Source organism: Streptomyces gossypii (assembly GCF_025165795.1).
Taxonomy (GTDB): Bacteria; Actinomycetota; Actinomycetes; order Streptomycetales; family Streptomycetaceae; genus Streptomyces; species Streptomyces gossypii.
The window spans coordinates 51,255-76,066 of record NZ_JAJAGO010000010.1 but is presented as its reverse complement, the minus strand read 5'-3'; the positions used below and the strand labels follow the sequence as shown (position 1 = coordinate 76,066).

Below are 24,812 nucleotides of genomic sequence, written 5' to 3'. Positions count from 1 at the left end.
TCTGTACGCAGAAGGGGAGAACGCACATCATGGCAACCTCGCGGCGGCCCACCCTGGCTGATGTGGCGGAACGTGTCGGCGTCAGCGCCAAGACGGTCTCCCGCGTTCTCAACAGCGACGGTCCGGTATCGGCGGCCACCCGTGAGAAGGTCATGGCCGCCGTCACCGAGCTGGGTTTCCGACCCAACCTCATGGCACGCAACATGCGGGTCGGCGCGCGCGACTCCACCATCGGGCTCATCGTCCCCCAGATCGCGAACCCGTTCTTCGGTTCGGTGGCGGACGGCATCGAGGACGCCATACGCGATCGCAATCTGACCCTGCTGCTCGGCTCCTCGGACGAGGACCCGGAGAAGGAGCAGGTGGTGGTCTCCTCGTTCCTGGCCCGGCGGGTCACCGCCCTGATGATCGTGCCGTCTGTCGACGGCGACCACCGCTATCTGCGGCGCGAGCGTTCCAGCGGCCTCCCTCTCATCTTCATCGACCGCCCCGGCTCAGGGGTCACGGCCGACGCGGTCGTCAGTGCCAACACCGAGGGCACGCACGACGGTGTCGCCCACCTCATCGCCCACGGCCACCGCCGCATCGGATTCATCGGCGACGTTCCCAGCTCCCTGTACACGCGCAAACAGCGGCAGCGGGGTTACCGCGCCACACTCCAGGCGGCGGGCATCCCGTACGATCCGGCGCTGGTCGCCGACGCGCACAGCCCGACGGTGGCGGGCGGCGCCGTACGGCGGCTGCTCGCACTCCCGCAGCCGCCGACCGCGCTGTTCACCGCGAACAACTTCGCCTCCCTCGGCGCGCTGACGACGCTCTCCGCCGACCGCCGCAAGGACGTCGCCCTGGTGGGCTTCGACGACCTCCCGCTGGCCGACCTGCTGGAGCCCGGCCTCAGCGTCATCGCGCAGGACCCCGCAATGCTCGGCCGGGAAGCGGCCCTGCTCGCGCTGTCCCGCCTGGACGGCGACCGCACGGCGGCCCGCACGGCCACCGTCCCCACCCGGCTGATCCCCCGCGGCTCCGGCGAACTCCCGCCGCCGCCCGGCTGACGGGGCGGAGTGCAGGAACGGAGTGAGGCCGAGTCGCCACCGCATCACGGACGTCGGAGCGTCGCCCGCTGAAGAGCCGGAGGATCACTGCCACCGGCCGCCCCGGGCGCCCCCGGCTCGGGCAGGATGCGCAGGAGGAGCCAGCCGAGGGCGGGGAGTGCGATCAGCGGGGCGAGGGCCACCCGCAGGGAGGCCGCGTCGGCGAGGGCTCCGATGAGCGGGGTGGCGAGGCCGCCCATGCTGACGGTCAGGCCCAGGGTGACGCCGCTCGCGGTGCCCATGTGCCGGGGCAGATAGTCCTGGCCGAGAGTGATGTGCAGGGAGAAGGGCACGTACAGGCCCGCCGAGGTGAGGGCCACGCAGAGGTAGAGCAGCGGTCCGGGGACGAGGACCACTCCGGCCACCGCGAGCACCGTCAGGGCGTAGGACCACCGGACGACCGGGAGGCGGCCCCAGCGGGTGGCGAGTCTCCCGCCTGCCAGGGTGCCCACCGCGCCGCCGAGGTAGAGCACGAACAGTGCGGCCGTACCGGCGACTTCGCCGCCGCCGGTGCGTTGGCGGGCGTAGAGGGAGATGAACGCGCTCAGCCCGACGAAGACGATCGAGCGGCACACGACGGCGCCCGACAGTTTGAGGAAGGACCGCCAGTCGTCCCGGACGGCGGCCCGGCCCGTGCCGCCGTCCGCCTCCGCTGCCGTCGCCGCAGCCGCTGCCGCCGCCGCGTGGGGAACCCGAAGACTCCGCAGCGCGGCCACGCACAGCGCCGCGCCCGCGAGAGCGGGCACGACCAGCAGCGGGGAGGCGCGCAGGCCACCCGTGGCGACGGCGGCCGAGACCATCAGGGGCGCCGCGGCGAAGCCGAGGTTGCCGCCGAGGGAGAACCAGGCCATCGCGGTGTGGCTGCCCCGGCTGGCCTGGCGTGCCACCCGTGCGGCCTCCGGGTGGTATGCGGCGACGCCGACCCCGGAGACCGCGACGGCCGCCAGCGTGAGGGCGTACGAGCCGCCGACACCGGCGAGGGCGACGCCCGTACCGGCCAGCAGCGTGCTCACCGGCAGCAGCCATGGCAGGGCCCACCTGTCGGTGAGGGCCCCGAACAACGGCTGCACCACGGAGGACAACAGGAAGGCGGCCAGCACGATGCCGGATGCGGCGGCGTAGGTGTAGGCGCGCTCGGCGACGAAGAAGGGCACCAGCGCGGCGACCGCGCCCTGGTAGACGTCCACGCAGGCGTGCCCCAGGGAGAGCAGGGTCAGCGGCCTGGTACGGGAGCTCTGTTTCGTCGGCACCCGCCCATCCTCGCCACGGCAGACATGGCGTGCTTCCGATAAAGTGCCAGATCATGCCGGACATCCGCCACACCCCCGAGGCGCCCACCCGCACCCAGCTGCTGGCCCCCGGGGAGCGCATCGACGCACACCGTCATGACGATCACCAGATCGTCTACGCGGGCTCCGGTGTCCTGGCCGTCACCACGGAGGCGGGCACCTGGTTCGCCCCCGGCACCCGGGCCATCTGGGTCCCCGCCGGATGTGTCCACGCGCACCGCGCCCACGGCCACCTCGCCCTGCACCTGCTCGGGCTGCCGCCGGACACCAACCCGCTGGGCCTCGAAGCGCCCAGCGTCCTCGCCGTCAGCCCCCTGCTGCGCGAACTGATCCTCGCCTGCACGCGCAGCACCCGGGACGACACCCCCGAGCGGCGCCGCCTGCACGCCGTCCTCCTCGACCAGTTGCGCGCCTCACCCCAGCAGCCGGTCCAGCTGCCCGCCCCGTCCGACCCGCGGCTCACGGCCGTCTGCGAACTGCTGCACCGCGACCCGGCGGACGCGCGCACCCTGGCCGAACTCGGGGCGGCGACCGGAGCGGGCGAGCGCACCCTCAGCCGCCTCTTCCGCCGCGAGCTGGGCATGACCTTCCCGCAGTGGCGCACCCAGTTGCGCCTGTACCACGCGCTGCGCATGCTGGCCGACGACCTGCCGGTGACGGCGGTCGCCCACCGCTGCGGCTGGTCCTCCACCAGCGCCTTCATCGATGTCTTCCGCCACTCTTTCGGCTGCACACCGGGCACGCACCAGCGCCGCACGGCGGGGCACGGCTGAGGGCCCGTTACCCCGCGCGCTCGTGCTCGGACCGCGCGCCTGCCGGGGCCTGTTTCGGCCAGATCGTGTAGCCCACGGCGATGATCAGGCTGACGGCGGCGACAATGCCCATCTTCCCCTGCCATGCCTGGAGTGAGGCGGTCTGGCCGGCGTCGCCCACGTACCAGACGGCGCACTGGAGCAGGGCTGCGGCGATGCCCGCCCCGAAGATCGCGCGCAGGGACATCCGCCATTCGTGCAAGGCGCGTGCCATGCCGTATTTCGGCGGCTTGACCGGGGGCGGACCGCCCGCGAAGCGGTGGGCGACGTGGCCGTCCGCCCACTTGATCATGTAGTGGCCGTGGGTGACGGTGAAGCCGATGTAGACGGCGGCGAGGCCGTGTTTCCAGTCCGGTTCGGCGCCGTTTCTCAGATCCACGGCGCTGACGACGAGCAGGACGACTTCGAGGAGCGGCTCACACAGGAGGACCGCCACCCCCGCGCGGGGCCTCTTGGCGAGGTAGCGCAGGGACAGGCCCAGAGCGAGCAGCACCCAGAAGCCGACCTCGCAGACGATGATCAGGGTGACCAGCATGGTGGCGGGCTCCTCTCGTACGGGTCCCCGCCACTGTGGCCGACCACCGCCCCCGCACGCGTCGTCACCAGCGACGATCCCGCGCTGCATCCTTCGATGTACGTCCCTGTGGCGACGCGTCGGGCCCCGCCTCCGTGCTGTCATGGACTCATGCCCCAGCTGCCCCGCCCGCACCGCCACGATGTGCTGATCGCCGTGGCCGGGCTGCTCGGCGGTCTCGTGCTGTGGGCGATCGGGTTGCAGGCCGGTCCGCCGCTGTTCGGGCTGCCCCCGTCGCTCACGCTGGTGTCGCTGGCGGCGATGTCCGCTGCGGAGCTGGTGCGTCGTACGGCGCCGGCGGTGGCGCTGCCCGCCGCGACGGCGGCGCTCGTGCTCGATGTCTGCGCCGGGAGTCTCGTCGCCACCGTGGTGATGTTCACTGACGTGGTGTACGCGGTGGTGGTGTACGGCCCGCCCGCGCTGGCGCGCCGCCTCCCCCGGCTGACCGTGCTGGTGGCGGTGCTGGCCACGCTCGTGCCGCTGGCGGTGTTCCGTACGCCCGAGTCGTTGTTCGTCGGGCTGCTGACGGGGCTGGTGACGTCGGCACCGGCGTTCACGGGTGCGATCGTCCGGTTCCACCGGGAGGAGGCCGCCGCCGAGCGGCTGCGGGCCGAGCAGACCGCGCTGCTGGCCGAGATGGACCGGGTCTCGGCGGTGAACGCGGAGCGCGCGCGGATGGCCAGGGAGCTGCACGACATGGTGGCCAACCATCTCTCCGCCATCGCCATACACTCCACGGCCGCGCTGGCCCTCGAGGATGATCGGGAGGCGAGCCGTGAGGCGTTGGGCGTCATACGCGAGAACAGCGTTCAGGGGCTGACCGAGATGCGCCGTCTGATCGGCATCCTGCGGGACGCGGAGGGGGCGGGCGAGGCCACCGCGTCGCCGACACTGGACGGTCTGGACGCCTTGCTGGAGCGCGCCCGCGCCATGGCGGACCAGGGGTTCACCTTCGTGCTGCACGACGACCGGCAGGAGGGCGCGGGCGGTGCACTGCCCGCGCCGGTGGAGCTGGCGGCGTACCGCGTGGTGCAGGAGTCGGTGACCAACGCGCTCAAGCACGCGCGGCCGGGGACGGTCACGGTCCGCGTCGGACGTGCTGAGCGGGCCGGGGGTGCCGCGGGGTCGCTCGTCGTACGGGTCACCAACCCGCTGGGCGACCCGCAGGGTCCGCGTGCGCCGGGCTCGGGGGCGGGACTGATCGGGATGCGGGAGCGGGTCGAACTGCTGCACGGGCGACTGGAGGCGGGGCCGGTCACCGTGCCGGGCGACGGCCGGACTGGCGCTGGCGCGGGGGTCGTGGGCACAGCGGAGCACAAGATGTGGGAGGTGCGGGCGGAGTTGCCCGTGGAGGAGCTTTGAGGAGACCCCAGGGTGCGTGGCTAAGGGCTGTCCCGTGATCCCTGGTGGGTCAGCGCGCGGCGTCAGATGCGGTGCTTCGCAAGGCGGAGGGGCGTCCTCATACTGGGCGTGTCCGGGCGTTCCGGCAACGCAGCGAGGTGCCGCAGCTGTCGTCGTGCGCCCGCCAGGGATTACGGGACAGCCCTTAGGGAGCCGGTGTGAGGGACGAAGAGTCAGTGATCCGCGTGGTGGTCGCCGAGGACCAGTCGGCGGTGCGGGCGGGGCTGCTGCTGATTCTGCGCAGCGCGCGCGACATCGACGTCGTCGGGGAGGCGGCGGACGGCGAGGAGGCGGTGCGCCGGGCCCGGGAACTGCGGCCCGACGTGGTGCTGATGGACATACAGATGCCCCGGCTCGACGGCGTCTCCGCAACCCGTCAGATCACCGGTGAGGAACTGGCGGACGTGCTGGTGCTGACCACCTTCGACCTGGACGAGTACGTGTTCGGGGCGCTGCGGGCCGGTGCGGCCGGGTTCCTTCTCAAGCACAGCGAGGCGGCGGAGGTCATCGACGCGGTGCGGACCGTGGCGGCGGGCGAGGGCATGATCGCTCCGTCGGTGACCCGGCGGCTGATCGCCGAGTTCGCGCGGTCCGGTGCGCGTCCGGCGCAGCGCGTGCCGCCGGAACTGGAGGGGCTGACTCCGCGCGAGCACGAGGTGCTCGGCTGCCTCGGCGCGGGGATGTCGAACGCGGATGTCGCGGACCGTCTGGAGATGGCGGAGGCGACGGTGAAGACGCACGTCAGCAGGCTGCTGCGGAAGCTGGGCCTGCGCAGCAGGACGCAGGCGGCGGTGCTGGCGCAGGAGTTGGGCGTGACGGATTCGTGAAAATCAAGGTTTGAACATCAGTTGAACGGCAACTGGTCCATACCTATTGACCAGTGGTCCAGACCTCTTTAGTGTCCCGGATGACTGCGGTGAGCGTGCCCCACACGCGTTCGCAAGGCGGCGCAGGTCCCCTTCCCGCCCCCTCCGGGTTTTCCGGACCTTACTCGAGGAGCGCCCTTGAGATCTGGAACCGCACGACGCTTCAAGCGCAGAATCACGGCCTTCGGGATAGCACTCGTGCTGCCCATCGGTCTGCTGGTCGGTCTGGCTTCCCCAGCTCAGGCCGCGGAGCAGGCAACCGCGACGTTCATCAAGACCTCAGACTGGGGCACCGGGTTCGGCGGTCAGTGGACCGTCAAGAACACGGGCGACACCACCATGGACACCTGGAAGCTGGAGTGGGACTTCCCCTCCGGCACCACGGCCGGCTCGCACTGGAACGGCACCATCACGAAGGACGGCAACCACTACACCGCCACGCCTTCGTCCTGGAACGGTTCGCTGACACCCGGCCAGAGCACCACGATCGGCTTCAACGGAACCGGCGGCGGCGAGCCGAGCAACTGCAAGATCAACGGCAAGCCCTGCGACGGCGGCGGCGAGCCCGGCGACGCGGCCCCCACCGCTCCCAGCGGCCTCAAGGCCGGGACGATCACCGACACCAGCATCGACCTGAGCTGGTCGGCGGCCACCGATGACAAGGGCGTCTCCAAGTACCACGTGTTCCGCAACGGGACCGAGGTCGCGGCAGTCACCGGTACCTCCTACAAGGACAGCGGGCTGACCAAGGGCACGCAGTACTCCTACTCCGTCACGGCGGAGGACACCATCGGTCAGACCAGCCCCGCGAGCAACACGGTGCAGGCGACGACCACCGGCGGCGGCGGCAACCCCGACCCGCCCGGACAGTACAAGAAGATGGGCTACTTCACCGAGTGGGGTGTCTACGGCCGGAACTACCACGCGAAGAACATCGACACCTCCGGCTCGGCCGGAAAGCTGACCCACATCAACTACGCCTTCGGTAACGTCCAGGGCGGCAAGTGCACGATCGGCGACTCGTACGCCGCCATCGACAAGGCGTACACCGCCGACCAGAGCGTCGACGGCGTGGCCGACACCTGGGACCAGCCGCTGCGCGGCAACTTCAACCAGCTGCTGAAGCTGAAGAAGAAGAACCCCAACCTCAAGATCCTCTGGTCCTTCGGCGGCTGGACCTGGTCCGGCGGCTTCGGTGACGCGATGAAGAACCCCGCCGCGTTCGCCGAGTCCTGCTACAACCTCGTCAACGACCCGCGCTGGCAGGGCCTGTTCGACGGGATCGACCTGGACTGGGAGTACCCCAACGCCTGCGGCCTCAGCTGTGACACCAGCGGCCCCGGCGTCATGAAGGACATGATGCAGGCGTTCCGCACCAAGTTCGGCGACCAGCTGGTCACCGCCGCCATCACGGCCGACGGCTCGGACGGCGGCAAGATCGACAAAGCCGACTACGCCGGCGGAGCACAATACGCCGACTGGTACAACGTGATGACGTACGACTTCTTCGGAGCCTGGGCGAAGGACGGCCCCACAGCCCCGCACTCCCCGCTGCGTGCCTACAACGGCATCCCGCAGGACGGCTTCAACTCCGACGCGGCGATCCAGAAGCTCAAGGCGAAGGGCGTCTCGGCGGACAAGCTGCTGCTCGGCATCGGCTTCTACGGCCGCGGCTGGACGGGCGTCACCCAGTCGGAGCCGGGCGGCACGGCTACCGGAGCGGCACCGGGCAAGTACGAGGCGGGTATCGACGACTACAAGGAGCTCAAGAACAGGTGCCCGGCCACCGGCACCGTCGGCGGCACCGCCTACGCCCACTGCGGCAACCAGTGGTGGAGTTACGACACCCCCAGCACCATCAACGGCAAGATGGACTATGCGAAGCAGCAGGGCCTGGGAGGCGCGTTCTTCTGGGAGCTGAGCGGTGACACCAGCAACGGCGAGCTGATGACCGCGATCGACAGCGGACTCAAGTAACACCACCGGCAGCACCGGGAGTCCCCACAGACGGAGCGGGGGAGAGGGCACCGCCTGCCTTCTCCCCCGTTCCCCTTTTCATGTTGCGGGCCGGGCCGTCACGTTGCGGGCCGGGCCGCGCGGCTGTGCCAGGGGAAGTCGTCCTCTTCGATCGCGAGCTCATCGAGCTGGGCGGCGGCCGCGGCAGCCCCGCCCGCCGCACGGAAGGCGGTGCGGACGCGCCGCGCCGCCGCCGCGTACCCCGGCTTCTCCAGTACGGCGTCGAGCGCGCTCCCCACGCGTACGGGGTCGGCGCGCCGGAAGCGCACCCGTACGCCCACTCCCGCGGCGGTGACCTGGGCGGCGACGACCGGCTGGTCGTCCCGGACGGGTGCGACGACCAGCGGGACGCCGTGCCACAACGCCTCGGTGACGGTGTGGTGTCCGCCGTGGCAGATCACCGCGCGGGCCCGCTCCAGCAGGGCGAGCTGCGGGACGGAGGCGCGCACCAGCACATCCGGGTCCTCGGCCGCTGCGGCAGCCGCGTCGCCGAGCACCCCGGCGGGATCCACGACGACTGCACGTACCTCTCCCCTCCGGGCGCGTACGGCGGTCACGCACGCCTGGAGAAAGGGCGCGCCCGCCGTGGAGCCGGCGGTGCCGAGGGTCACCAGGGCCAGCCGCTCCCGGCCGTGGCCGCTGCCCCGGTCCAGCCACTCCCACGGGAAGTCCGGGGCGCCGGGGCGCGGGCCGACTGCCGGGCCGAGGAACCGTAGCGGCGTCACCGGCAGCGCGTGTGCGCCGGTGATTTCGGGGGTGGAGAAGACCAGGGTCAGCAGCGGGGAGAAGCGCGGATCGTACCGTGCCGAAGGGTCACCCAGTCGTTGCCGCAGGCCGCCGAGCAGCCGGGCGATGCCGTCCGCGACCTTGGGCACGCCGGTGAGGCTGCCCGCCAGTTCGGCCGAGGTGGTGCAGGAGGTGACGAAGGGCACCCGGAGGCGTTCGGCGACCAGCGCCCCGGCGACGGTCTGCTGGTCGACGACCAGGAAGTCCGGGAAGAACTCCAGGACGGCGGCGGTCACTCCGGGTGCCATCGCCACCGCGAGCGGAGCGAAGAACTCCTCCCACAGGTCCTTGAGGGCGGCAGCTCCGCGCGGTTCGCCGGGCCGGTCGCCTGGGCGGACATCGGGCCGTGCGCCGGTGGGGCCCGCACAGAAGTAGACGCGGGCTCCGGGCCCCAGGCAGCGTGCCAGCGCGGCGGGTTGCCCCGCCCAGGCCACCTGGTGCCCCCGCGCCTCCAGTTCGGCGGCGACCGCCGCGGCCGGATTCACATGACCGGCGAGTGGCGGGACGACGAAGAGGATCCGGCTCACCGTTCACCGCCCTGGGGCGCGTGGACTCGCGGGGAGATCCGCTCCAGAACGATGCTGCCGAGCGAGGCGGGCGGCATGGCACTCCGAATCGTCGTTCGCGCAGGGGTGAATGCGGGGCGCAATGAGTGCAGGAACGGGAGAGGAACTGCCCGAAATGGGGGCGCCAGGTGGAATCCGCAACGTACGTGCCGGTATCTCAGCCGGTCAAGGAGAGGCGCAGGGCCGGGGCCGGCTTTTGTAACCGGCTGACTAAATCACCTGCCCGGATTGTCACTTCGGGAAGGTGTGCCGCCGCGCCGGCAACCTGTGCCTGACCCCGTACCTGAGGGCTGTCCCGTAATCCCTGGCGGATCAGCGCGCGGCGTCAGATGCGGTGCTTCGCAAGGCGGAGGGGCGTCCTCATACTGGGCGTATCCGGGCGTTCCGGCAACGCAGCGAGGTGCCGCAGCTGTCGTCGTGCGCCCGCCAGGGATCACGGGACAGCCGTTAGCCGGGTGTCCGACTGCGTGTCGTCGCGTCCGGCCGCGCGTCCCTGCCCCTGGCCAGTGCCGGGAATACTGCTGGGCGTATGAATCCGGTGGACCCGCTACTCACCCGCTGACTAAAAATGCAATCCGGCCGCAAACAGGCCGCAGCTTCCCTGGTGACGCCCTTGACCGGGTGCCTACTTGTCAGTAATTTACCGATCCAAAACATGGCCGCAGCTGCTGGAAAACACGGCAGACGCGGCCAGGCGCCCCTCGAATTCACCCCCCACGCAACAACGAGCCTTGCCGTTCTGGCGTGGATTACCCTCCCGGGCCGTGGTCTCGTTTCGGCGGGGCGCACCAAGGCGTAAGTGTTCGTGCCCAATTCGCGCAACACGAAAGGTGCCTCATGGGACCCGAGAGAAAACGGGCCAGAGCCAGGATCGGTCTGGCCGCGGCCACGGCCACCGGGCTCGCGGTCGGCATGCTGGGCTTCGTCGGTGCGGGGACCGCATCCGCCGAGACCGCCACGCTCCACCAGGAGTACAGCTGTTCTTTTCCGTTGATCGGCAATCACAAGATCACGATCGACATCAGTGCGGAGCTTCCGGCGCAGGTCGAGGTCGGGGAGACCATTCCGCCCTTCGACATCACCTCGGTCGCCACCGTGCCCAAGGCCGCGGCGGACGGCATGACGCTCGTCGGCGGCAAGACCCTGGAGGGCACGGCGACCGCCGACGTCACCATCGCGACGCCGGCGGGTGGCCTGGACGTCCAGGTGCCCAACGCCATCGAGAAGACCGATCTCCCCAACCCGACAAGGGACTTCGAGACGATCGCGCGCGGCCAGTCCCCGCAGCTGCTCTTCAGTCAGGCGGGCCAGGGCACGATCGACGTCACCGGCCTCGGCATGTCCGACATGGAGGTCAAGGACGCCAACGGGAAGACCATCGTCTTCCCCGGCTTCCCCGACGGTCCGTTCACCTCGGACTGCACCATGACCTCCACCGACACCACCCTGCACACCTTCGACATCGTCGACAACGGCGGCGGCGACCCCGGAACCGACCCGGGCACCGACCCCGGAACGGACCCGGGAACCGACCCCGGAACCGACCCCGGAACCGACCCCGGAACCGACCCCGGAACCGACCCGGGGACCGACCCGGGGACCGACCCCGGAACCGACCCCACGGACGGGAGCCAGAACCTCAACACCTCGGTGCAGGCCGGCGCGGGAACGCTCACCATGTCCCAGGCCGGTGACACCGTGGAGATGTCGCCGGTCAACGAAGGCGAGGGCGGCACCTCCAGCGGCGACCTCCAGACCGTGCAGGTGACGGACGCCCGTAACGGCTCCTCCGGATGGTCGCTCACCGGCAAGGTCACCGAGTTCACCGGTGCCGGTGATCCCATCGGCGCCGACCAGCTGAGCTGGACCCCGGCCTGCGAAGCGGCCGCGGGCGCGGTCAGCAACTGCGTGGCGGGCAGCGCCGGGACGGTGGGCAGCGAGGGCGCGACACTGGCCAACGCACCGGACGCGGAGCAGACCGGCGGTGAGTTCACCGTCAACGCGGGTCTGGACCTGGAGGTCCCGGCGACCGCCGCCGCGGGCGACTACTCGGCGGTGCTCACCCTCACCCTGACCTGATCCATGCCTCCACAGGTGGACCGGCCCAGGGCTGTCGCATAAATCCCTGGGCTGGTCCATCGACCCATTTCCAGGGACCTCTCATGCGCAGAAGACCGTACATCCTCCTGTGTGCGCTGGGGCTGCTGCTGGGCACGTTCACCGTCCCGCCGGCACAGCCCTCGCACGCCGCCGACAACGGACGCTGGGCCGTCTTCCCGGCCAAACCCGAGGACGGGGACAAGCAAGAGGACGGGGACAAGCAAGGGGAGAAGAAGGACGGCAGGAGCGAGAAGAAGGCAGCCATCCGGACCAACTTCCGCGTACAGGCGGACCCTGGCGGGACGCTGCGCGACAAGGTGACCGTCTCCAACCGCTCCCGCGAGACGATGACCTTCGTGCTGTACGCGGCGGACGCCTACAACACCCCGCGCGACGGCGGCTTCGCGGTGCGCAGCCGGAACGAGAAGCAGAAGGACGTCGGTTCCTGGACGCGGCTGGAGAAGCGGGAGATCACCCTCCCCGCCCGTGGCGAGAAAACCGTCGCCTTCACCCTCCGCGTCCCCGACGACGCCGAACCAGGGGACCACGTGGGTGCCGTCCTCGCGGTCGACAAGCGCGTGGCCAAGGCGAAGGGCAAGGTCGGGGTGGGTGTGCAGCAGGCCGTCGGCACCCGGATCTACCTCCAGGTGAACGGGGAGCGGTCGCCCGGACTCAGCATCGAGAACGTGCGCTTCGCGTACGACTCCCCGTGGGTCCCCGGCACCGGCGAGGACGCGACCGTCACCTACACCCTCGTCAACAGCGGCAACACCATGCTGGAGCCCCAGGTCGACCTGAAGGCGAAGGGCATTCTGGGGCGGACCTCGCTCAGCTCCACCGGCAAGCTGCTACCCGCCGAACTGCTGCCCGGACAACGGGTGCTGGTCACACACAAGTGGCCGGGGCCGCCCATGCTGGACTGGGGCGAGATCGAGGTGACCGCCAGCGACAAGGACGGTCAGCTGGTCGAGAGCGGAAGCACCTCGTTCCGCAGTGTGAGCTGGGGGCTGCTCCTCATTCCGGTGGTACTGCTGGCCGGGTTCGCGGGCTGGCTCCTCCACCGTCGACGGCAACGGGCGGCGCCGTAGCGGCCGTCGAAGTGCAGCCGGAAGGGCCCGGGGCATCGGAGGTGCCCCGGGCCCGCGCCGGTCGCCGCGCCGGACGGTGGTCAGGCAGCGGTGCCGTCGCCCCGGATGCGCCGCGGCAGATAGTGGCAGGCCGCGATGCCGCCGCCTCCGAGCGCTCCCGCACCGGTGAGCAGCAGGCCCACCGCCGAAGTCCCGGTGGTGGCGAGGACGCCGTCGTCATCATCACCGGGCTTGACCGACGTGCTCAGCTGCGTCCCGTCCGAGGCGGCGTCGCCGTCCGGCGCTCCGCCGGAACCGGTGGAGCCGCTGGAGCCGGCAGAACCCGTGGAGTCCGTGTCCCCGGAGCCGCCGCCGGTGGACTGGGGGGAGGCTCCCGAGCCTCCGTCGCCGCCCGGGGAGCCGCCGGATCCGGTGTCGTTACCGCTCGTCGAGCCGGTGGGCCCGGCAGTGGTGGGTCCCGCGGTGGTGGGCGAGCCCGTGGTACCGGCCGTCGGATCGCCCGAGCCCTCCTCGGTGACCGTGAAGGTGTGCAGGGTCTTGTTCTGGTCCGCCGGGTCCAGCGTGCACTTCGCTTCGAAGACGTCCCCGTACGGAGGAAGTTGAACGGGCTTGCCGGCGGCGTCCCGCGCCGTCAGCTTCAGGGTGAGCGCGTTGACGTCGATGGACGCCTTACCCGTCTGGTCGAAGCCGATCGACGGCGCCTCGCCCTTCGCGGTGACGTCGAAGGCGGCTGCCGGGTTGGGGAGCTGGGTCTTCGCCACCGTGTTGTCGACCTCCACATGCAGCCTGCCGCCGCCCGGCAGGTTCACGCTGGCCTCGGCCGTCGCGACGCCCTCCAGGGTCTTCACGCCCACCAGGGTCAGGGCCTGCGCGGCCTTCTTGCTCACTCCCGTCACTGAGTTGATCTTCAGCTTGCCGCTGAAGTCCCCGACCGCCACCGTCGCGGGGATGTCCGAGGTGATCTCGATGTCGATCGGGTCCGCGCCGATCAACGGGAATGCGCACGCGTACTTCTGCGTCAGCGAGGCGGGCTCCGCCGAGGCGGTGCCCGCACCCAGCAGGACGGTAGCGGCTCCCGTGGTTCCCAGTACGGTCGCGACGCCCAATGCCGTCCTGGCCGCCCGGGTCTTTCTCCGGTGAACTCCCATGCCCTCCCTTTCACAGAATACGAGCTTCGTGGCTCAGCAAAATACTGACGAGTAGTCGGGTGGTCAAGGAGAGGACCACGGGAAGAACCGCCCACCGCATCACATCGCGAGAACTACTCGCCCGATGAGTACAGCAGCAGAGTTTTTTGTCACTGGAGCCGCAGAGCTGCGGCAGCAGATCCATTTCCGCCCGTATCCGCTAGCCGAGCCCCTGATCTCAGCTTGTTGCACGCCGCGATGATGAAGCGATCACCTGCGATGCTCACCGGAATCACAAAGAAGAAGTCTGATTCCGAATTCCCGGACCAGTCCTGGAAATGAGCCTTGACCCCCGCCCTACCCGTGAGTAGTTTACCGATTCGAAACGTGGCCGTATCTGCGCTCGGTAATGGAGATCACGTTCCCCGCCCACCCCCACGCAGTTTTCCCGGTCCTGATCTGGAGATGGCCCGTTTCGGCGGGGAAGCCGTAAGTGTTGGTGCCCACTTCACGCAACACGAGAGGTTCGTCAATGACAGTCCATGGCAAGAGGGCCAGAGCGAGGATCAGTCTGGCCGCCGCGACGGCCACCGGTCTCGCCGTCGGCATGCTGGGCTTTATCGGTGCGGGGACCGCATCCGCCGAGACGGCCACGCTCCACCAGGAGTACAGCTGTTCGTTCCCGTTGATCGGCGACCAGCCGATCCAGATCAACATCAGTGCGGAGCTTCCGGCTCAGGTCGAGGTCGGGGAGACCATTCCGCCCTTCGACATCACCTCGGTCGCCACCGTGCCCAAGGCCGCTGCCGACGGCATGACGCTCGTCGGCGGCAAGACGATGGAAGGCACGGCGACCGCCGACGTCAAGATCACGACGCCGGCGGGCGAGGTGCCGGTCCAGGTGCCGAACAGCATCGCGAAGACCGACCTTCCCAGCCCCACGGCTGACTTCGACGTCATCGCCTCCGGTCAGTCCCCGCAACTGCAGTTCAACCAGGCGGGCCAGGGCACCATCGACGTCACCGACCTCGGCATGTCCGACATGGAGGTCAAGGACGCCGACGGCAACACCATCGTCTTCCCCGGCTTCCCCGACGGTCCGTTCACCTCGGACTGCACCATGACCTCGACCGACACCACCCTGCACACCTTCGAGATCGTCGAGAGCACCGGAACCAGCCCGGAAACGGAGCCCACGGAGCCGGGCACCGAGACCGGCACCAACCCCGGCACTGAGCCCACGGCACCCGGCACTGAGCCTGCGGACCCGGCCACGGAGCCCACGGCACCGGGAACGGCCCCGGACGAGGAGCCCGCGGCACCCGGACCCGAGCCCGGTACGAACGGTGTGCTGATCAACTTCGACCTCGCCGGTAACTCGCACATCAAGGCGGCCAAGGGAGACGTGGCCCTCAACGGCGGCATCGAGGCCGACTACGACCTCGCACAAGGCACCTTCGACGCCGACCTCACCCTCGACCCCAGCAGCGGCGACTTCACCGTACTCGGCTTCCTGCCCGCCACCGCCAGCGTCGAATTCGAGCAGGACGGCATCACCACCGGCACCCTCAACGCCGCCGGAGACCTCAAGACCAGCTCCAAGATGTACGTGAAGCTCCCCAAGGTCTCCATCCTCGGCCTCCCCGTCGGCGGCGGCCAGGAATGCAAGACCGCCGAAACCGCCAGCATCGAGCTCGCCTCCGAGGGACGCTTCAACCCCCTCAGCGGTGGCAAGGTGAAGGGCGAATACACCCTCCCCGAACTCGCTGACTGCGGCTTCCTGAACGATGTCCTCGGCGCCTTCATGGCCGGACCCGGCAACACCATCGACATGGATCTCACCAGCCGCGTCTGACCACCCCGGCGAAGTGCCGGCCCCGGCCACCGGCCGGGGCCGGCTCTGCCGCTTCACTCCACCCGCGCCGCGGTCGGAGGCGGGGCGCGCAGCAGGCGGACGAGGGCGGCGGCGCGGAGCCAGAACGTGTCGGGGAGCAGCACCAGGTCCCCGACGATCGATACCGCCGAGAACATCGGCAGCGCCATCAGGACGCCGATTCCCAGGTGAGTGCCCATCATCACCACGACCACGCAGTATTTGAGCCTCCGGTTGAAGACCAGCGCCGGGAAGAGCACCTGGGAGAAGACGGTGACATAGGCCAGCACGGCCATGAGGGTGCCGTGGCCCGCGAACCAGGAGGAGAGCTCCGGCCAGGTCGAGAAGTCGTCGGAGAGCAGCGCGTAGTACAGCGCCGTGCCCTCGCGCCAGGTCTCGCCCTGGATCTTGTACATCGCGGCCGACCCGTAGACGACCATGACCTGGAAAGCGATCACGGCCATGCCCGCGTTGTGCAGCACGGTGACCAGCCGGCGCCGGAGTTCCTCGGTCTCGCTGATCCCCGCCGGACTCATCCTCCCCCCCGACGCCTCGCGTTCCCGGCGGGCCCGGCGTCGGGCGTCGAGCGACCAGCGGCGGCCGGAGGCACAGAACACCAGGTAGTTGGCGAACAGCATGCTCAGCATCGCCCACCCGCTGTTGGCCAGGAAGCCGCGCATGTAGAAGGCGACGACGAAGAAGCAGAACACGAACGCCAGCGCCCGGGTGTGCCAGCCGAGCAGGTAGAGGGCGCTGACGACGATCGCCGTCACGTACAGCGTCCAGAACACCAGCGGTTCGTCCGTGGCGAGGAAGGTGAACCACCATCCGAGGAAGCCGTCCCAGCCGTTCGCCTGGACGGTCTCCTGGAGCAGCGCCGGGGTGAACGGCGAACCGGGCCCCCACAGCCGGTCGGCGTGCGGCAGCTCCCGCAGCAGGAACAGCAGGAACAGCCCGGCGAGTCCGATGCGGACGACGGCTGCGCTGTAGAGGGCGAAGGGCTGGAGTGTCACCTGCCGGAGGTGCCGTCTGAGCTGTGTGTCCAGCCTGTCGACGGCTCCCCCGCCGAGCCGCAGCACCGCGCGCATCGTCATCCGGGCGTCCTCAGGTAGCCGAGCGGGAGGTAGCTGGAGGCCGGGGCCGGACCGTTGGACCCCGGCGGCGGTATGGGTGTCGTCCGCAGCCGCAGTTCGATGCCCTCGCCACGGTCCTGCCCCATGTCCGCCAGCCGGATCAGGACGACGTCACGGAGCAGCCGCGCCGCCCTGTTCGTCTCCGGCGGCGCCTTCCCCTCCCGCACCCAGCGCCGGTACTGGCCGGTGGCGCGGCGCAGGGTCAGCTGGTCCTCCTTGCTGGGCAGCAACTGACGGCGGTAGGCCGCGTTGTCGTGGGCGGTGACGTCCGTCCAGGCGCCGAAGCGCTCCCCGCGTTTCACCCGCACCTCCAGATGCTGGTTGTGCCGGGGCGGATCGGGGGCGAAGATCTTCCAGTCCTGGATGAAGAGCGGGTTCATCCAGCTGTCCACCCGTTCGGCGTTCTTCTCCGAGACGGGGAAGTCCCCGGCGACGTCGAGCAGCATCATCCCCGCGTGCGCGACGGCGAGGGCGGCCACCAGCGCGGCGCACAGCCGTAGCACCGCGCGGCGGGGAGCGCTCAGCTCGGTGCCCTGCGGGGCCAGGCCCGGAACAGGCCCAGGAGCGGGCGGCTCGGCGGAGTTCACCGGGTCAGTTTCCCGCCGTGGCGGGCTTGGCGGAGCTGACGGGGATCCCGGCGCAGTCCTCGGCCTCGTCGAAGGCGCTCTTCAGGGCGGGATCGGCGCGGAGTTCCTGGGCCGGTCCCTGATACCTGCCGGCCTTGCGGAATCCCTCACCCGCCTTGGCCAGCGCGGCGTTCAGCGATTTCTCGTCGTCGACCTTCGACTCGCGCACGCTGGTCACCGCCCCGTCGACCTCCTGCTTCGCCTGGCTGAGCCCTTCCATGGCCTTGGTGAAGGACTGCTTGCCGTCTTCGACCGGGGGCGCGCCCTCCTTCTTCATGTCCTTCTCCAGCGAGCCGAGTTGTGTGGCCAGGCCGTCGAGGAAAGCGACGACGCGCTTCTTGGCCTGCTGCGGCTTCTTCTGGTCTATTGCGGGGAGCCTCAGCTGTGACCCGTTCCTGCTCAGGTGTTCGCAGACGTTCCCGGCCCATGTCACCTCCGGTGCTTCCCCCGGTGAGCCGGCGGAACTGCAGCCGACCACGGCGAGGGAGACGGCGGCGGACAGCGCGACTCCGGTGACCACACGACGGAACATTCTCTTCACTCCTTCACTCCTTCGCTTCCTTAACGGTTGAAGGTGTCGATGTCCGAGATCCGCCAACTGCCGTCGCTGTGCACCGCTTCCACGGCGAACATGGCGGCGGCGTGCGTCGTGTCGCCGCCCTTTCCGGTGCGGGTGTTGCGCTGGTCGGCGAAGACCAGCAGCCGGGCCCGGTTGCCGTCCAGCATCTCCACACCGCTGTCGGTGACGGTCGTGGTCAGTACCAGCTGCTGCTTCTCCCCCTGCGCGACGACCTGGGCGAGCATCTCCCGGTGCTGTTCGACGGCCTTGCCGACCAGCACCTCTCCGGCTGCGTCCTCGGTCGCCTCCGGCGAGGTGTGGTCGTACGAGAAGACGGCGTTGACGGCCTCGGTCACGCTGCCCTTCACCTCGCTCGTACGCGCCGCCTCGGTGAGCGCGGTATTGCGGGTGGCCGGACCGTCGTGCAGGGCGTCCGCCCGTGCGCCCGCCCACACGGCGAACCCGCCCAGCAGCACGGCCAGTACACCGAGCAGCGGCACCCAGGGGATCGCCCGGCGGCTCTGGCGCAGAGCCCTGGGCGGCGGGGGCTTGCGCAGCGGAGGCTTGCGCGGATCCTGGTCCGGATCCAGCCGTTGCCGTTCGTCACGGTCGGGCCGTGTCGCGGCCAACCGCCGTCTGCGGTTGATGAGATGACGTGTCGTCGACATGCGGCGTGGCCTCTCGTCTCATTCACCGGCGGAAGGGCCGGTGTCCCCCACGGGCGCCTGTCCCAGGTCGCTCAGCTTCCAGCCGTCGTCCGTGCGGGTGAGGGCGCCCAGCATCCGGCTCTCCTTGGTGACCGCCTTCTCCTTCGGCGCGTCCACTGTGATCCGCAGGGCGACCATGACCCGTGCCCTGCCCGCCCGTTCGTCGAGTTCGGTCACCGCCCCGGAGAGCACCTTCGCCTTCGTCACCGTCCGGGCGTTCCGCACCTGCTTCTCGAATTCGGGACGTCCCTCGCGCAGTTGGTCGCGGAGGTCGCCGGTGGTGGACTTCTCCCAGGTCTCCATCCCCCGTCGCAGCTCGCGATGGTCGAGGGTGTTGAGGTTCTGCACGCCCTGCTCTCCGGCGGCCAGCACCTCGTCGCGGGTCTTGGCGAAGGCGAGCGATTCGTCGTCCGCCGCCGCATACCAGGTCCAGCCGGACCAGGCAGCGAAGCCTGCCGTCAGGACGGCCAGGGTCAGCGCCACCGCGAGCAGCGGGTTGATCCTCTTCACACGGGCCATGAACATCCGTCCCTCCACCGCCTACCGGGCCTTGAGCTTGGTGATCCGCCAGTGCCCGCCGTCCAGTTCGGCGGTCACGGAGAGCTGTGCGGGCACGGCGGTGGCCTTCTCGCCGTCGCGCCGGGTCGTCTGGTCGAGGAAGGCCAGCAGCCGCGCGGTGTCACCGCTCAGGTGACTCACCCCGATCCGGACGACCTGCGTGGTGAGGGTCAGCCCCTGGTCGGTCACGCGCTGCCGCACGCTCGCGAGCAGCGCGTCGTACTCCTTGGCCGCCTGTCCGCGCAACAGCGTCTTCGCGTCCCGTTCCGTGGCCGCCAGGCTGTCGGGCGAGTAGCTGAGGATCCTGCCCAGGGCGCTGCGGATCTCGCCGGTCACCCGGTCGGTGGCCGCCGTGTCGGTGAGGGCCTTGTTCCCGGCGGCCGGCGAGTCGTGCAGCCCCGCCGTGAGCACGGTGAGGAGGGTGCTCGCCAGCAGCAGCACGGCCGAGAGCAGCGAGGGAGCGAGCGTGGACCAGCGGCGCCACCGCCGGGCGGGTGCGGGGGCGGCCTCCGGCTCGGGCTCCCCTGGGTGCTGCTCGGGCAGCCGGGCTTCGGCCTCGTCCGTCACTGACATTCCCCTCCCCTTCCGGTCAGTTCGCCTTGGCAGGTACGGCCTGGAGCGAGGTGAGTCTCCAGCCGTCGGCCGTCCTGGCGAGTCCCGCCTCGAACCGCTTGCGGTCCGTGGTGGCCTCGCCGCGGCGCGGTTCCACCGCGACCCGCACCATCGCGATGACCTTCGCGGTGCCCGCCCGCTCGTCGAGCTGGGTGACCGCCGCATCGGTCACGGTGCCGCGCGTGGTGGTGCCCTCCTCCTTGAGCACCTCGGCGCTCTTGCCCCTCGTGCGTTCCAGCTCGTCCCGCAGTGGCCCGGTAGCGGACTCGCGCCACTTCCGGAGGCCCTCGGCGACATGTGTGCCGTCCATGCTGCTGAGCCGGGCGACGTGGGTGCGGGCGGCGCCGAGCGCGTCGTCGCGCGCCCGCGCGTACGAGAGGTCGCCGTCGCCGTCTGCCCGTACGTACGCCCAGAGGGAGAACGCGCAGAACAGCGTGGAGACCACCAGTACCAGGACAAGCCCTGGGGCCGAAGCGATCCGGGTGCGCATCTCAGTCCTCCACCCCGAGCAGGCCGCTCAGGTCTCTGGGGCCGTCGTCCACACCGGCGTTCCCGGTGTCCAGGGAGCCGGCCCGTGCCGGTTCGGGTACGCCGCCGCTCGGTGCGTTTCTGCTGCCCCGGACGTTCTGGCCGCTTGCCGGCGACGCGTCGCAGCGGGCGTCGGTGTTGACGGAAGGCGGGGGCGAGGTGTCGAGCCCGTTGCGGTAGGTGGTGCCGCCGTATCCCGAGGTGCAGGGCAGCGGCTCGAAGAAGGTGGTGACCATGCCGAAGCGGATGCCGTCCGGTGTGGTGGCGGTGGATCCGGCGGCGATGACCTGGGGCAGCCGCACCATCAGTTCCTCGGTGCCGCGCTGGCGGGTGACCAGCAGCTCGGAGGTGGTGGTGAGGTTCGCCAGCAGGACGCTGAACGCCGGGTCGTTCTCCCGGACCAGGGCCGTCACCTGGTCGGCGGCCTGCGGGGCCTGCGTGATCAGCCTGCGCAGGTCGGAGTCGGAGTCCTTCAGCTGCGCGGCCAGTTCCGCGGCCCCGGAGGCGAACGAACGGATCGCCTCCGCCTCCTCGTTCTGGGTGCGCAGCACCGTCTCGCCGTCCGTCAGCAGCAGGGTGGTGGCGGGCAGGGCCTCGTCGGCGGCGGCGATGAACTCGCTGCCGGTGTCGAGCAGCACCTGGAGGTTCTGCCCCTGTCCGTGGAACGCCTTGCCCATCTCGTCGACGGCGACGCGCAGTGAATCCAGCGGCACCGAGGCGGCCAGGTCGTTGACGCTGGTGAGCACGTCGGTGACGGGGGCCGGGGTGGCGGTGTCCTGCTGCTGGACGACGGAGCCGTCCTCCAGATACGGTCCCTCGTCGGTACGGGGTGCGAGGTCGAGATACTGCTCGCCGACCGCGGAGAGGCTGGCGACCTCGGCACTCAGATCGGCGGGGATGGGCGGCGCGGAGTCGTCGATCCGGATCTCTGCTTCGACCCCGCCGTCCGTCAGCTCGACGGAACCGACGCGGCCGATGTCGACCCCTCGGTAGGTGACGTTGGCGTTGCCGAACAGGCCGCCGGTCCGCGGCAGTTCCACCCGGACTGTGTAGTAGCCGCGCATGCCGATGTACCGCCCCAGGTCGGCGTACTGGACGGCGATGTAGGCGAGGACCACCGCACCGAGCACCAGGAAGGTGAGGTTGCGGATGTGGGTGCTGAGGGTGACCATCAGCTCTCGCCTCCTCGGGCGTCCCGGGTGCCGCCGACGGAGGGCAGCGGCAGCGGCGCGGCACCGGCTGCGGTGCCCTGCTTCGTGCCGTCGCGCTCGGTGGCGGGCGGGATGATCTCCGTCCCCGGCGCCGCGGCCACCTTGAGGTAGACGTTGAGGTAGTCGCCCTTCACCCCGGTGAGCACCTCGTCGGTGAACGGGTAGGTGAACATCACCTGGAGGGAGTCGGGCAGATCCTGTCCGGCGTCGGCCAGGTTGCGCAGGGTGGGTGCCAGGGCCCGCAGGTCGGCGACGAGGTCCTTCTTGCTCCTGTCGACCGTGCGGACGGCGACGCTCGACAGGGTGTCGAGGGAGCGCAGCATGGTCACCAGCGAGCCGCGCTGCTCCTCCAGTACGTCGAGCCCGGGGCCGAGGTCCTCCAGGACGGTGCCGATCTTCCGGTGCCGGGTGGAGAGGGTCGAGGACAGCTCGTTGACACCGTCGAGGGCGTCGGTGATGTCGCCCTTGTGCGTGTCGAGGTTCTTCGCCAGCGTGTTGACCCGTCTGAGCATCGAACGGGCCTCGGGCTCATTGCCGTTCAGCGCCTTGTTCAGCTCGGTGGTGATGGTGCGCAGCTGCTGCACGCCGCCGCCGTTGAGGAGCAGCGACAGCGCGCCGAAGACCTCCTCGACCTCCGAGTTGCGGTTGGTGCGGCTCAGCGGGATTTTCGCGCCGTCGCGCAGCCGCCCCTTGTCGGCGGCGGCGGCTTCGACGGCGGCTTCGGCAGGGGCTTCGGCAGGGGCGACGAGCTGGACGTACTTCTCGCCGAGCAGGCTGGACTGCTCGAGGTTGGCGTACGCGTCGGCGGGCACTTTCACCTTGCCGTGGACGCGCATGGTGACCTTCGCGGTCCAGTTCCTCTCGTTCAGCGAGATCTTGGTGACCCGGCCCACGGCCACGTCGTTGACCTTGACCGAAGCGTGCGGGAAGAGGCTGACCACATCGCGGAACTCCGCCGTGATCTCGTATGGATCGCTGCCCAGGTCGGCCCCGCCCGGCAGCGGCAGATCCTCGATGCCGCCGATCTCCGGCGCGCCGCATCCGCCCGGCAGGAGGGCCAGGCCCAGGGCGGTCACCCCGGCGCAGACGGTCATGCCCGCCTTCGCGGCCCGGCTCACCGGTCCTCCCCCGGCCCGTGCTCCGACCCGCCTGCCGGGCTGCCGTAGACGCTGCCGACCGGTGGCAGGGGCAGGGCGGGGAGCGACTGGGGGCGGGCGCCGCCGTCCGGCTGCTCGCCGCGCCCCATGCTCAGCTCGTTGAGGTCCGCGCGGCCGTCGATGGTGCGGGTGCCGGGGTTGTAGGCGTTGCCGAGGTTGGACGCCGCGAGCGGCAGGGCGTCGAGCCCTTCGGCGAGCGAGCCGCGCTGGTCGACCATGGACTGGGTGAGGTCGGCCAGCCGGTCCACATTGGTCTTGATCTTGCCGCGGTTGCTCTTCACGAAACCCTTGACCTTGCCGAGAGCGGTGCCGAGCTGTCTCAGTGCGGCGGCGAGTGCCTCCTTGTCCTGGGCGAGGAAGGTGCTGACGTCCGAGAGTTGGCGGCTGACGGTACGGACCTTCCCGTCGTTCTTCTTCAGCATCGTCGTGAACTTCTGCAACTGCTTGATGCTGGCGACGAGATCGGCGCTGCTGCCGTTCAGCACCCTGGAGGCGCCGCCGAGTTGCTGGATCGTGTTTCCGATCTCCCTCCCGTTGCCCTTGAGGTTCTCGGCGCCGGTGTCGACGAGTCCTTCGAGCGCTCCGTCCTTGTTGGCGCCGTCCGGACCGAGGGCCTCGGCCAGGTCGCTGATGCTCTTGAGGAGCTCGTCGACCTCCATGGGGGTGGCGGTGCGGGCCTGGGGGATGACGCCGCCGTCCCGCAACTGGGGGCCGCCTCCGTAGGCGGGGCTGAGCTGGATGAAGCGCCCGGAGACCACGCTCGGCGCGACCACGACGGCCTGCACCTTGTCGGGCACCCGCACCCCTTCGTCCAGGGAGAAGGTGACCTTCACGCGCTCGCCCTCGGGGTGGATGCCGTCGACGTTGCCGACGCGTATGCCCAGCACCCGCAGGTCCGAGCCCTCGTGCACGCTGATCGTCTTGTCGAAGTAGGCGGTGAGGCGGATGCCGTCCCCGCCGCCGAACACCGCCCGTGCCCCGGCCAGCGACCCGGTGACCACCAGGGCGAGGACGAGGCCCAGCAACAGGGCACGGCGCAGCCTCAGGCCGGCGGCCCGCCTGATCCGTCCGCCGCTCCGTTGCGGGTCGTCCGCCATCAGCTTCCTCCTTGCCGGGGCGGCATGCATCCGGTCACCGGAGGCGTGCCCTCGGGCAGATAGGTGTCGGGCACGAGGCCGCACAGATAGCTGTCCATCCAGCGGCCGTTGCCCAGGGTGTTGCCGACGAGCCGGTAGTAGGGGCCGACGGAGGCCAGCGCCTCGTTGAGGTTCCGGTGGTTCTTCTTCAGCACGCCGGTGACCCGCTCCAAGGCGGCGAGTGTGGGGGCGAGTTGCTTGTCGTTGTCGTCGACGAGGCCGCGCAGCTCGGTGCCGAGGTCGCGGGAGCCGGTGAAGAGCGTGTGGATCGCGTCGCGGCGCCTGCGTACCTCGGCCAGCAGCTTGCCGCCGTCGGTGAGCAGGTTCTCGAAGCGGCTGTTCTGCTTGCTGAGGGTCTTGGTGACCTTGTTGCTGCCCTTGAGGAGCTTGGCGAACTCGGTGTCCCGGGTGGAGATGGTCCGGGACAGGTCGGAGAGGCCCCGCACGGCGGTGCGTACGTCGGGGGCGGTGTTCTCGAAGGTGCCGGAGATCGCCTCGAAGCTTTCCGCGAGCTTGCCGCTGTCGATTTCGCCGGCCGTCTCGCCGAGCCCGTTCAGCGCGTCCACGACGTCGTACGGGGACATCGTCCGCTCCTGCGGGATGCGCTTGTCCGGGTCCTGTTCGCCGGTGCCGAGGGGGTCGAGGGCGAGGTACTTGGAGCCCAGCAGGGTCTTGATGCCGATCGCCACGGTGCTGTCGTCGCCGACCCAGGTGTCCTCGACGGTGAAGGCGACCTTCACCCTCGCTCCGTCCAGGGCGACTTCCTCGACCTCGCCGACCGTCACCCCCGCGACCCGCACCTCGTCGCCCTGGTTGAGGCCGGCGGACTCCTTGAAGTCGGCGGTGTAGGTGGTGCCGTTGGAGAGCAGCGGCAGCGATCCGGCGCTGTAGGCGAGCAGGCCGACCAGGGTGAGGGTGAGCAGTCCGACCAGCGCCACGGCGATCGGGTTGCGCTCCTGGACGGGCTTCAGGCGCCACCGCTTGCGGCCGGAGCGC

23 protein-coding genes are annotated in these 24,812 nt (G+C 70.3%); 8 read left to right on the top strand and 15 right to left on the bottom strand.

What is annotated here, in order from left to right; all coding sequences use genetic code 11:
• Window positions 1-29 precede the first annotated feature (29 nt).
• The gene (locus LHJ74_RS21420) at window positions 30-1,052 is read left to right on the top strand and encodes a LacI family DNA-binding transcriptional regulator (RefSeq protein ID WP_260219747.1); all 1,023 of its coding nucleotides are present in this window, start codon (window positions 30-32) and stop codon (window positions 1,050-1,052) included.
• A 44-nt stretch (window positions 1,053-1,096) separates the two neighbouring features.
• On the opposite strand, the gene LHJ74_RS21415 is transcribed toward LHJ74_RS21420, so the two are convergent.
• The gene (locus LHJ74_RS21415) at window positions 1,097-2,341 is read right to left on the bottom strand and encodes an MFS transporter (RefSeq protein WP_260219746.1); all 1,245 of its coding nucleotides are present in this window, start codon (window positions 2,339-2,341) and stop codon (window positions 1,097-1,099) included.
• A 53-nt stretch (window positions 2,342-2,394) separates the two neighbouring features.
• On the opposite strand from LHJ74_RS21415, the gene LHJ74_RS21410 reads away from it, so the two are divergent.
• Window positions 2,395-3,153, top strand: coding sequence for an AraC family transcriptional regulator (locus tag LHJ74_RS21410; protein WP_260219745.1), 759 nt, complete (start codon window positions 2,395-2,397; stop codon window positions 3,151-3,153).
• Window positions 3,154-3,160: 7 nt separating this feature from the next.
• Here the strand turns inward: LHJ74_RS21410 and LHJ74_RS21405 are convergent, their stop codons facing one another.
• Window positions 3,161-3,727 (bottom strand): hypothetical protein, encoded by a 567-nt coding sequence (locus LHJ74_RS21405; RefSeq protein WP_260219744.1) that lies wholly within the window; start codon window positions 3,725-3,727, stop codon window positions 3,161-3,163.
• Window positions 3,728-3,877: 150 nt separating this feature from the next.
• On the opposite strand from LHJ74_RS21405, the gene LHJ74_RS21400 reads away from it, so the two are divergent.
• From LHJ74_RS21400 to LHJ74_RS21390, 3 genes are all read left to right on the top strand, one after another.
• On the top strand, window positions 3,878-5,128 hold the full coding sequence (locus LHJ74_RS21400; RefSeq protein ID WP_260219743.1) for a sensor histidine kinase: 1,251 nt from the start codon (window positions 3,878-3,880) through the stop codon (window positions 5,126-5,128).
• A 197-nt stretch (window positions 5,129-5,325) separates the two neighbouring features.
• Window positions 5,326-5,994 carry a response regulator gene (locus LHJ74_RS21395; protein WP_260219742.1) on the top strand — a complete coding sequence of 223 codons (669 nt, stop codon included), beginning with the start codon at window positions 5,326-5,328 and terminating at the stop codon, window positions 5,992-5,994.
• Between the two features lie 177 nt (window positions 5,995-6,171).
• Complete coding sequence (locus tag LHJ74_RS21390) at window positions 6,172-8,010, top strand: glycoside hydrolase family 18 chitinase (protein WP_260219741.1); 1,839 nt, start codon at window positions 6,172-6,174, stop codon at window positions 8,008-8,010.
• A gap of 98 nt (window positions 8,011-8,108) precedes the next feature.
• Here the strand turns inward: LHJ74_RS21390 and LHJ74_RS21385 are convergent, their stop codons facing one another.
• Window positions 8,109-9,362, bottom strand: coding sequence for a glycosyltransferase (locus LHJ74_RS21385; protein ID WP_260219740.1), 1,254 nt, complete (start codon window positions 9,360-9,362; stop codon window positions 8,109-8,111).
• 876 nt (window positions 9,363-10,238) lie between these two features.
• Here LHJ74_RS21385 and LHJ74_RS21380 point away from each other — a divergent pair.
• Together LHJ74_RS21380 and LHJ74_RS21375 are read left to right on the top strand one after the other, a co-directional pair.
• The gene (locus tag LHJ74_RS21380; protein ID WP_260219739.1) at window positions 10,239-11,480 is read left to right on the top strand and encodes a DUF6801 domain-containing protein; all 1,242 of its coding nucleotides are present in this window, start codon (window positions 10,239-10,241) and stop codon (window positions 11,478-11,480) included.
• A gap of 83 nt (window positions 11,481-11,563) precedes the next feature.
• The gene (locus tag LHJ74_RS21375; protein WP_260219738.1) at window positions 11,564-12,589 is read left to right on the top strand and encodes a COG1470 family protein; all 1,026 of its coding nucleotides are present in this window, start codon (window positions 11,564-11,566) and stop codon (window positions 12,587-12,589) included.
• A gap of 80 nt (window positions 12,590-12,669) precedes the next feature.
• Here LHJ74_RS21375 and LHJ74_RS21370 read toward each other — a convergent pair whose 3' ends face one another.
• Window positions 12,670-13,695, bottom strand: coding sequence for a DUF6801 domain-containing protein (locus LHJ74_RS21370; protein WP_260219737.1), 1,026 nt, complete (start codon window positions 13,693-13,695; stop codon window positions 12,670-12,672).
• A 553-nt stretch (window positions 13,696-14,248) separates the two neighbouring features.
• On the opposite strand from LHJ74_RS21370, the gene LHJ74_RS21365 reads away from it, so the two are divergent.
• Window positions 14,249-15,571, top strand: coding sequence for a DUF6801 domain-containing protein (locus tag LHJ74_RS21365; RefSeq protein ID WP_260219736.1), 1,323 nt, complete (start codon window positions 14,249-14,251; stop codon window positions 15,569-15,571).
• Between the two features lie 53 nt (window positions 15,572-15,624).
• Here the strand turns inward: LHJ74_RS21365 and LHJ74_RS21360 are convergent, their stop codons facing one another.
• Genes LHJ74_RS21360 through LHJ74_RS21310 form a run of 11 tightly spaced genes read right to left on the bottom strand, consistent with a single transcriptional unit; the run spans window position 15,625 to window position 24,787 of the window.
• Window positions 15,625-16,683: an HTTM domain-containing protein gene (locus LHJ74_RS21360; RefSeq protein WP_260219735.1), complete on the bottom strand. Its 1,059-nt coding sequence runs from the start codon at window positions 16,681-16,683 to the stop codon at window positions 15,625-15,627.
• Window positions 16,680-17,309 (bottom strand): DUF5819 family protein, encoded by a 630-nt coding sequence (locus tag LHJ74_RS21355; protein WP_260219734.1) that lies wholly within the window; start codon window positions 17,307-17,309, stop codon window positions 16,680-16,682. Before LHJ74_RS21355 ends, LHJ74_RS21360 begins: the two co-directional genes overlap by 4 nt.
• Window positions 17,310-17,313: 4 nt before the next feature.
• Window positions 17,314-17,880, bottom strand: a complete 567-nt coding sequence (locus tag LHJ74_RS21350) for a hypothetical protein (RefSeq protein ID WP_260219732.1) — start codon at window positions 17,878-17,880, stop codon at window positions 17,314-17,316.
• 29 nt (window positions 17,881-17,909) lie between these two features.
• A complete protein-coding gene (locus LHJ74_RS21345; protein ID WP_260219731.1) occupies window positions 17,910-18,575 on the bottom strand; it encodes a hypothetical protein in 666 nt (221 codons plus the stop codon).
• A gap of 18 nt (window positions 18,576-18,593) precedes the next feature.
• Window positions 18,594-19,133: an Rv1363c family protein gene (locus LHJ74_RS21340; RefSeq protein ID WP_260219730.1), complete on the bottom strand. Its 540-nt coding sequence runs from the start codon at window positions 19,131-19,133 to the stop codon at window positions 18,594-18,596.
• Between the two features lie 21 nt (window positions 19,134-19,154).
• Entirely contained in the window at window positions 19,155-19,745 is a 591-nt protein-coding gene (locus tag LHJ74_RS21335; RefSeq protein ID WP_260219729.1) for a hypothetical protein, read from the bottom strand.
• A gap of 16 nt (window positions 19,746-19,761) precedes the next feature.
• Entirely contained in the window at window positions 19,762-20,274 is a 513-nt protein-coding gene (locus LHJ74_RS21330; RefSeq protein ID WP_260219728.1) for an Rv1363c family protein, read from the bottom strand.
• A 1-nt stretch (window position 20,275) separates the two neighbouring features.
• Complete coding sequence (locus LHJ74_RS21325; protein WP_260219727.1) at window positions 20,276-21,484, bottom strand: MlaD family protein; 1,209 nt, start codon at window positions 21,482-21,484, stop codon at window positions 20,276-20,278.
• Entirely contained in the window at window positions 21,484-22,617 is a 1,134-nt protein-coding gene (locus tag LHJ74_RS21320; protein ID WP_260219951.1) for an MCE family protein, read from the bottom strand. The genes LHJ74_RS21325 and LHJ74_RS21320 overlap by 1 nt, the downstream gene beginning before the upstream one ends.
• 20 nt (window positions 22,618-22,637) lie before the next feature.
• Window positions 22,638-23,777: an MCE family protein gene (locus LHJ74_RS21315; RefSeq protein ID WP_260219726.1), complete on the bottom strand. Its 1,140-nt coding sequence runs from the start codon at window positions 23,775-23,777 to the stop codon at window positions 22,638-22,640.
• Window positions 23,777-24,787, bottom strand: a complete 1,011-nt coding sequence (locus tag LHJ74_RS21310; protein WP_260219950.1) for an MCE family protein — start codon at window positions 24,785-24,787, stop codon at window positions 23,777-23,779. The genes LHJ74_RS21315 and LHJ74_RS21310 overlap by 1 nt, the downstream gene beginning before the upstream one ends.
• Window positions 24,788-24,812 lie beyond the last annotated feature (25 nt).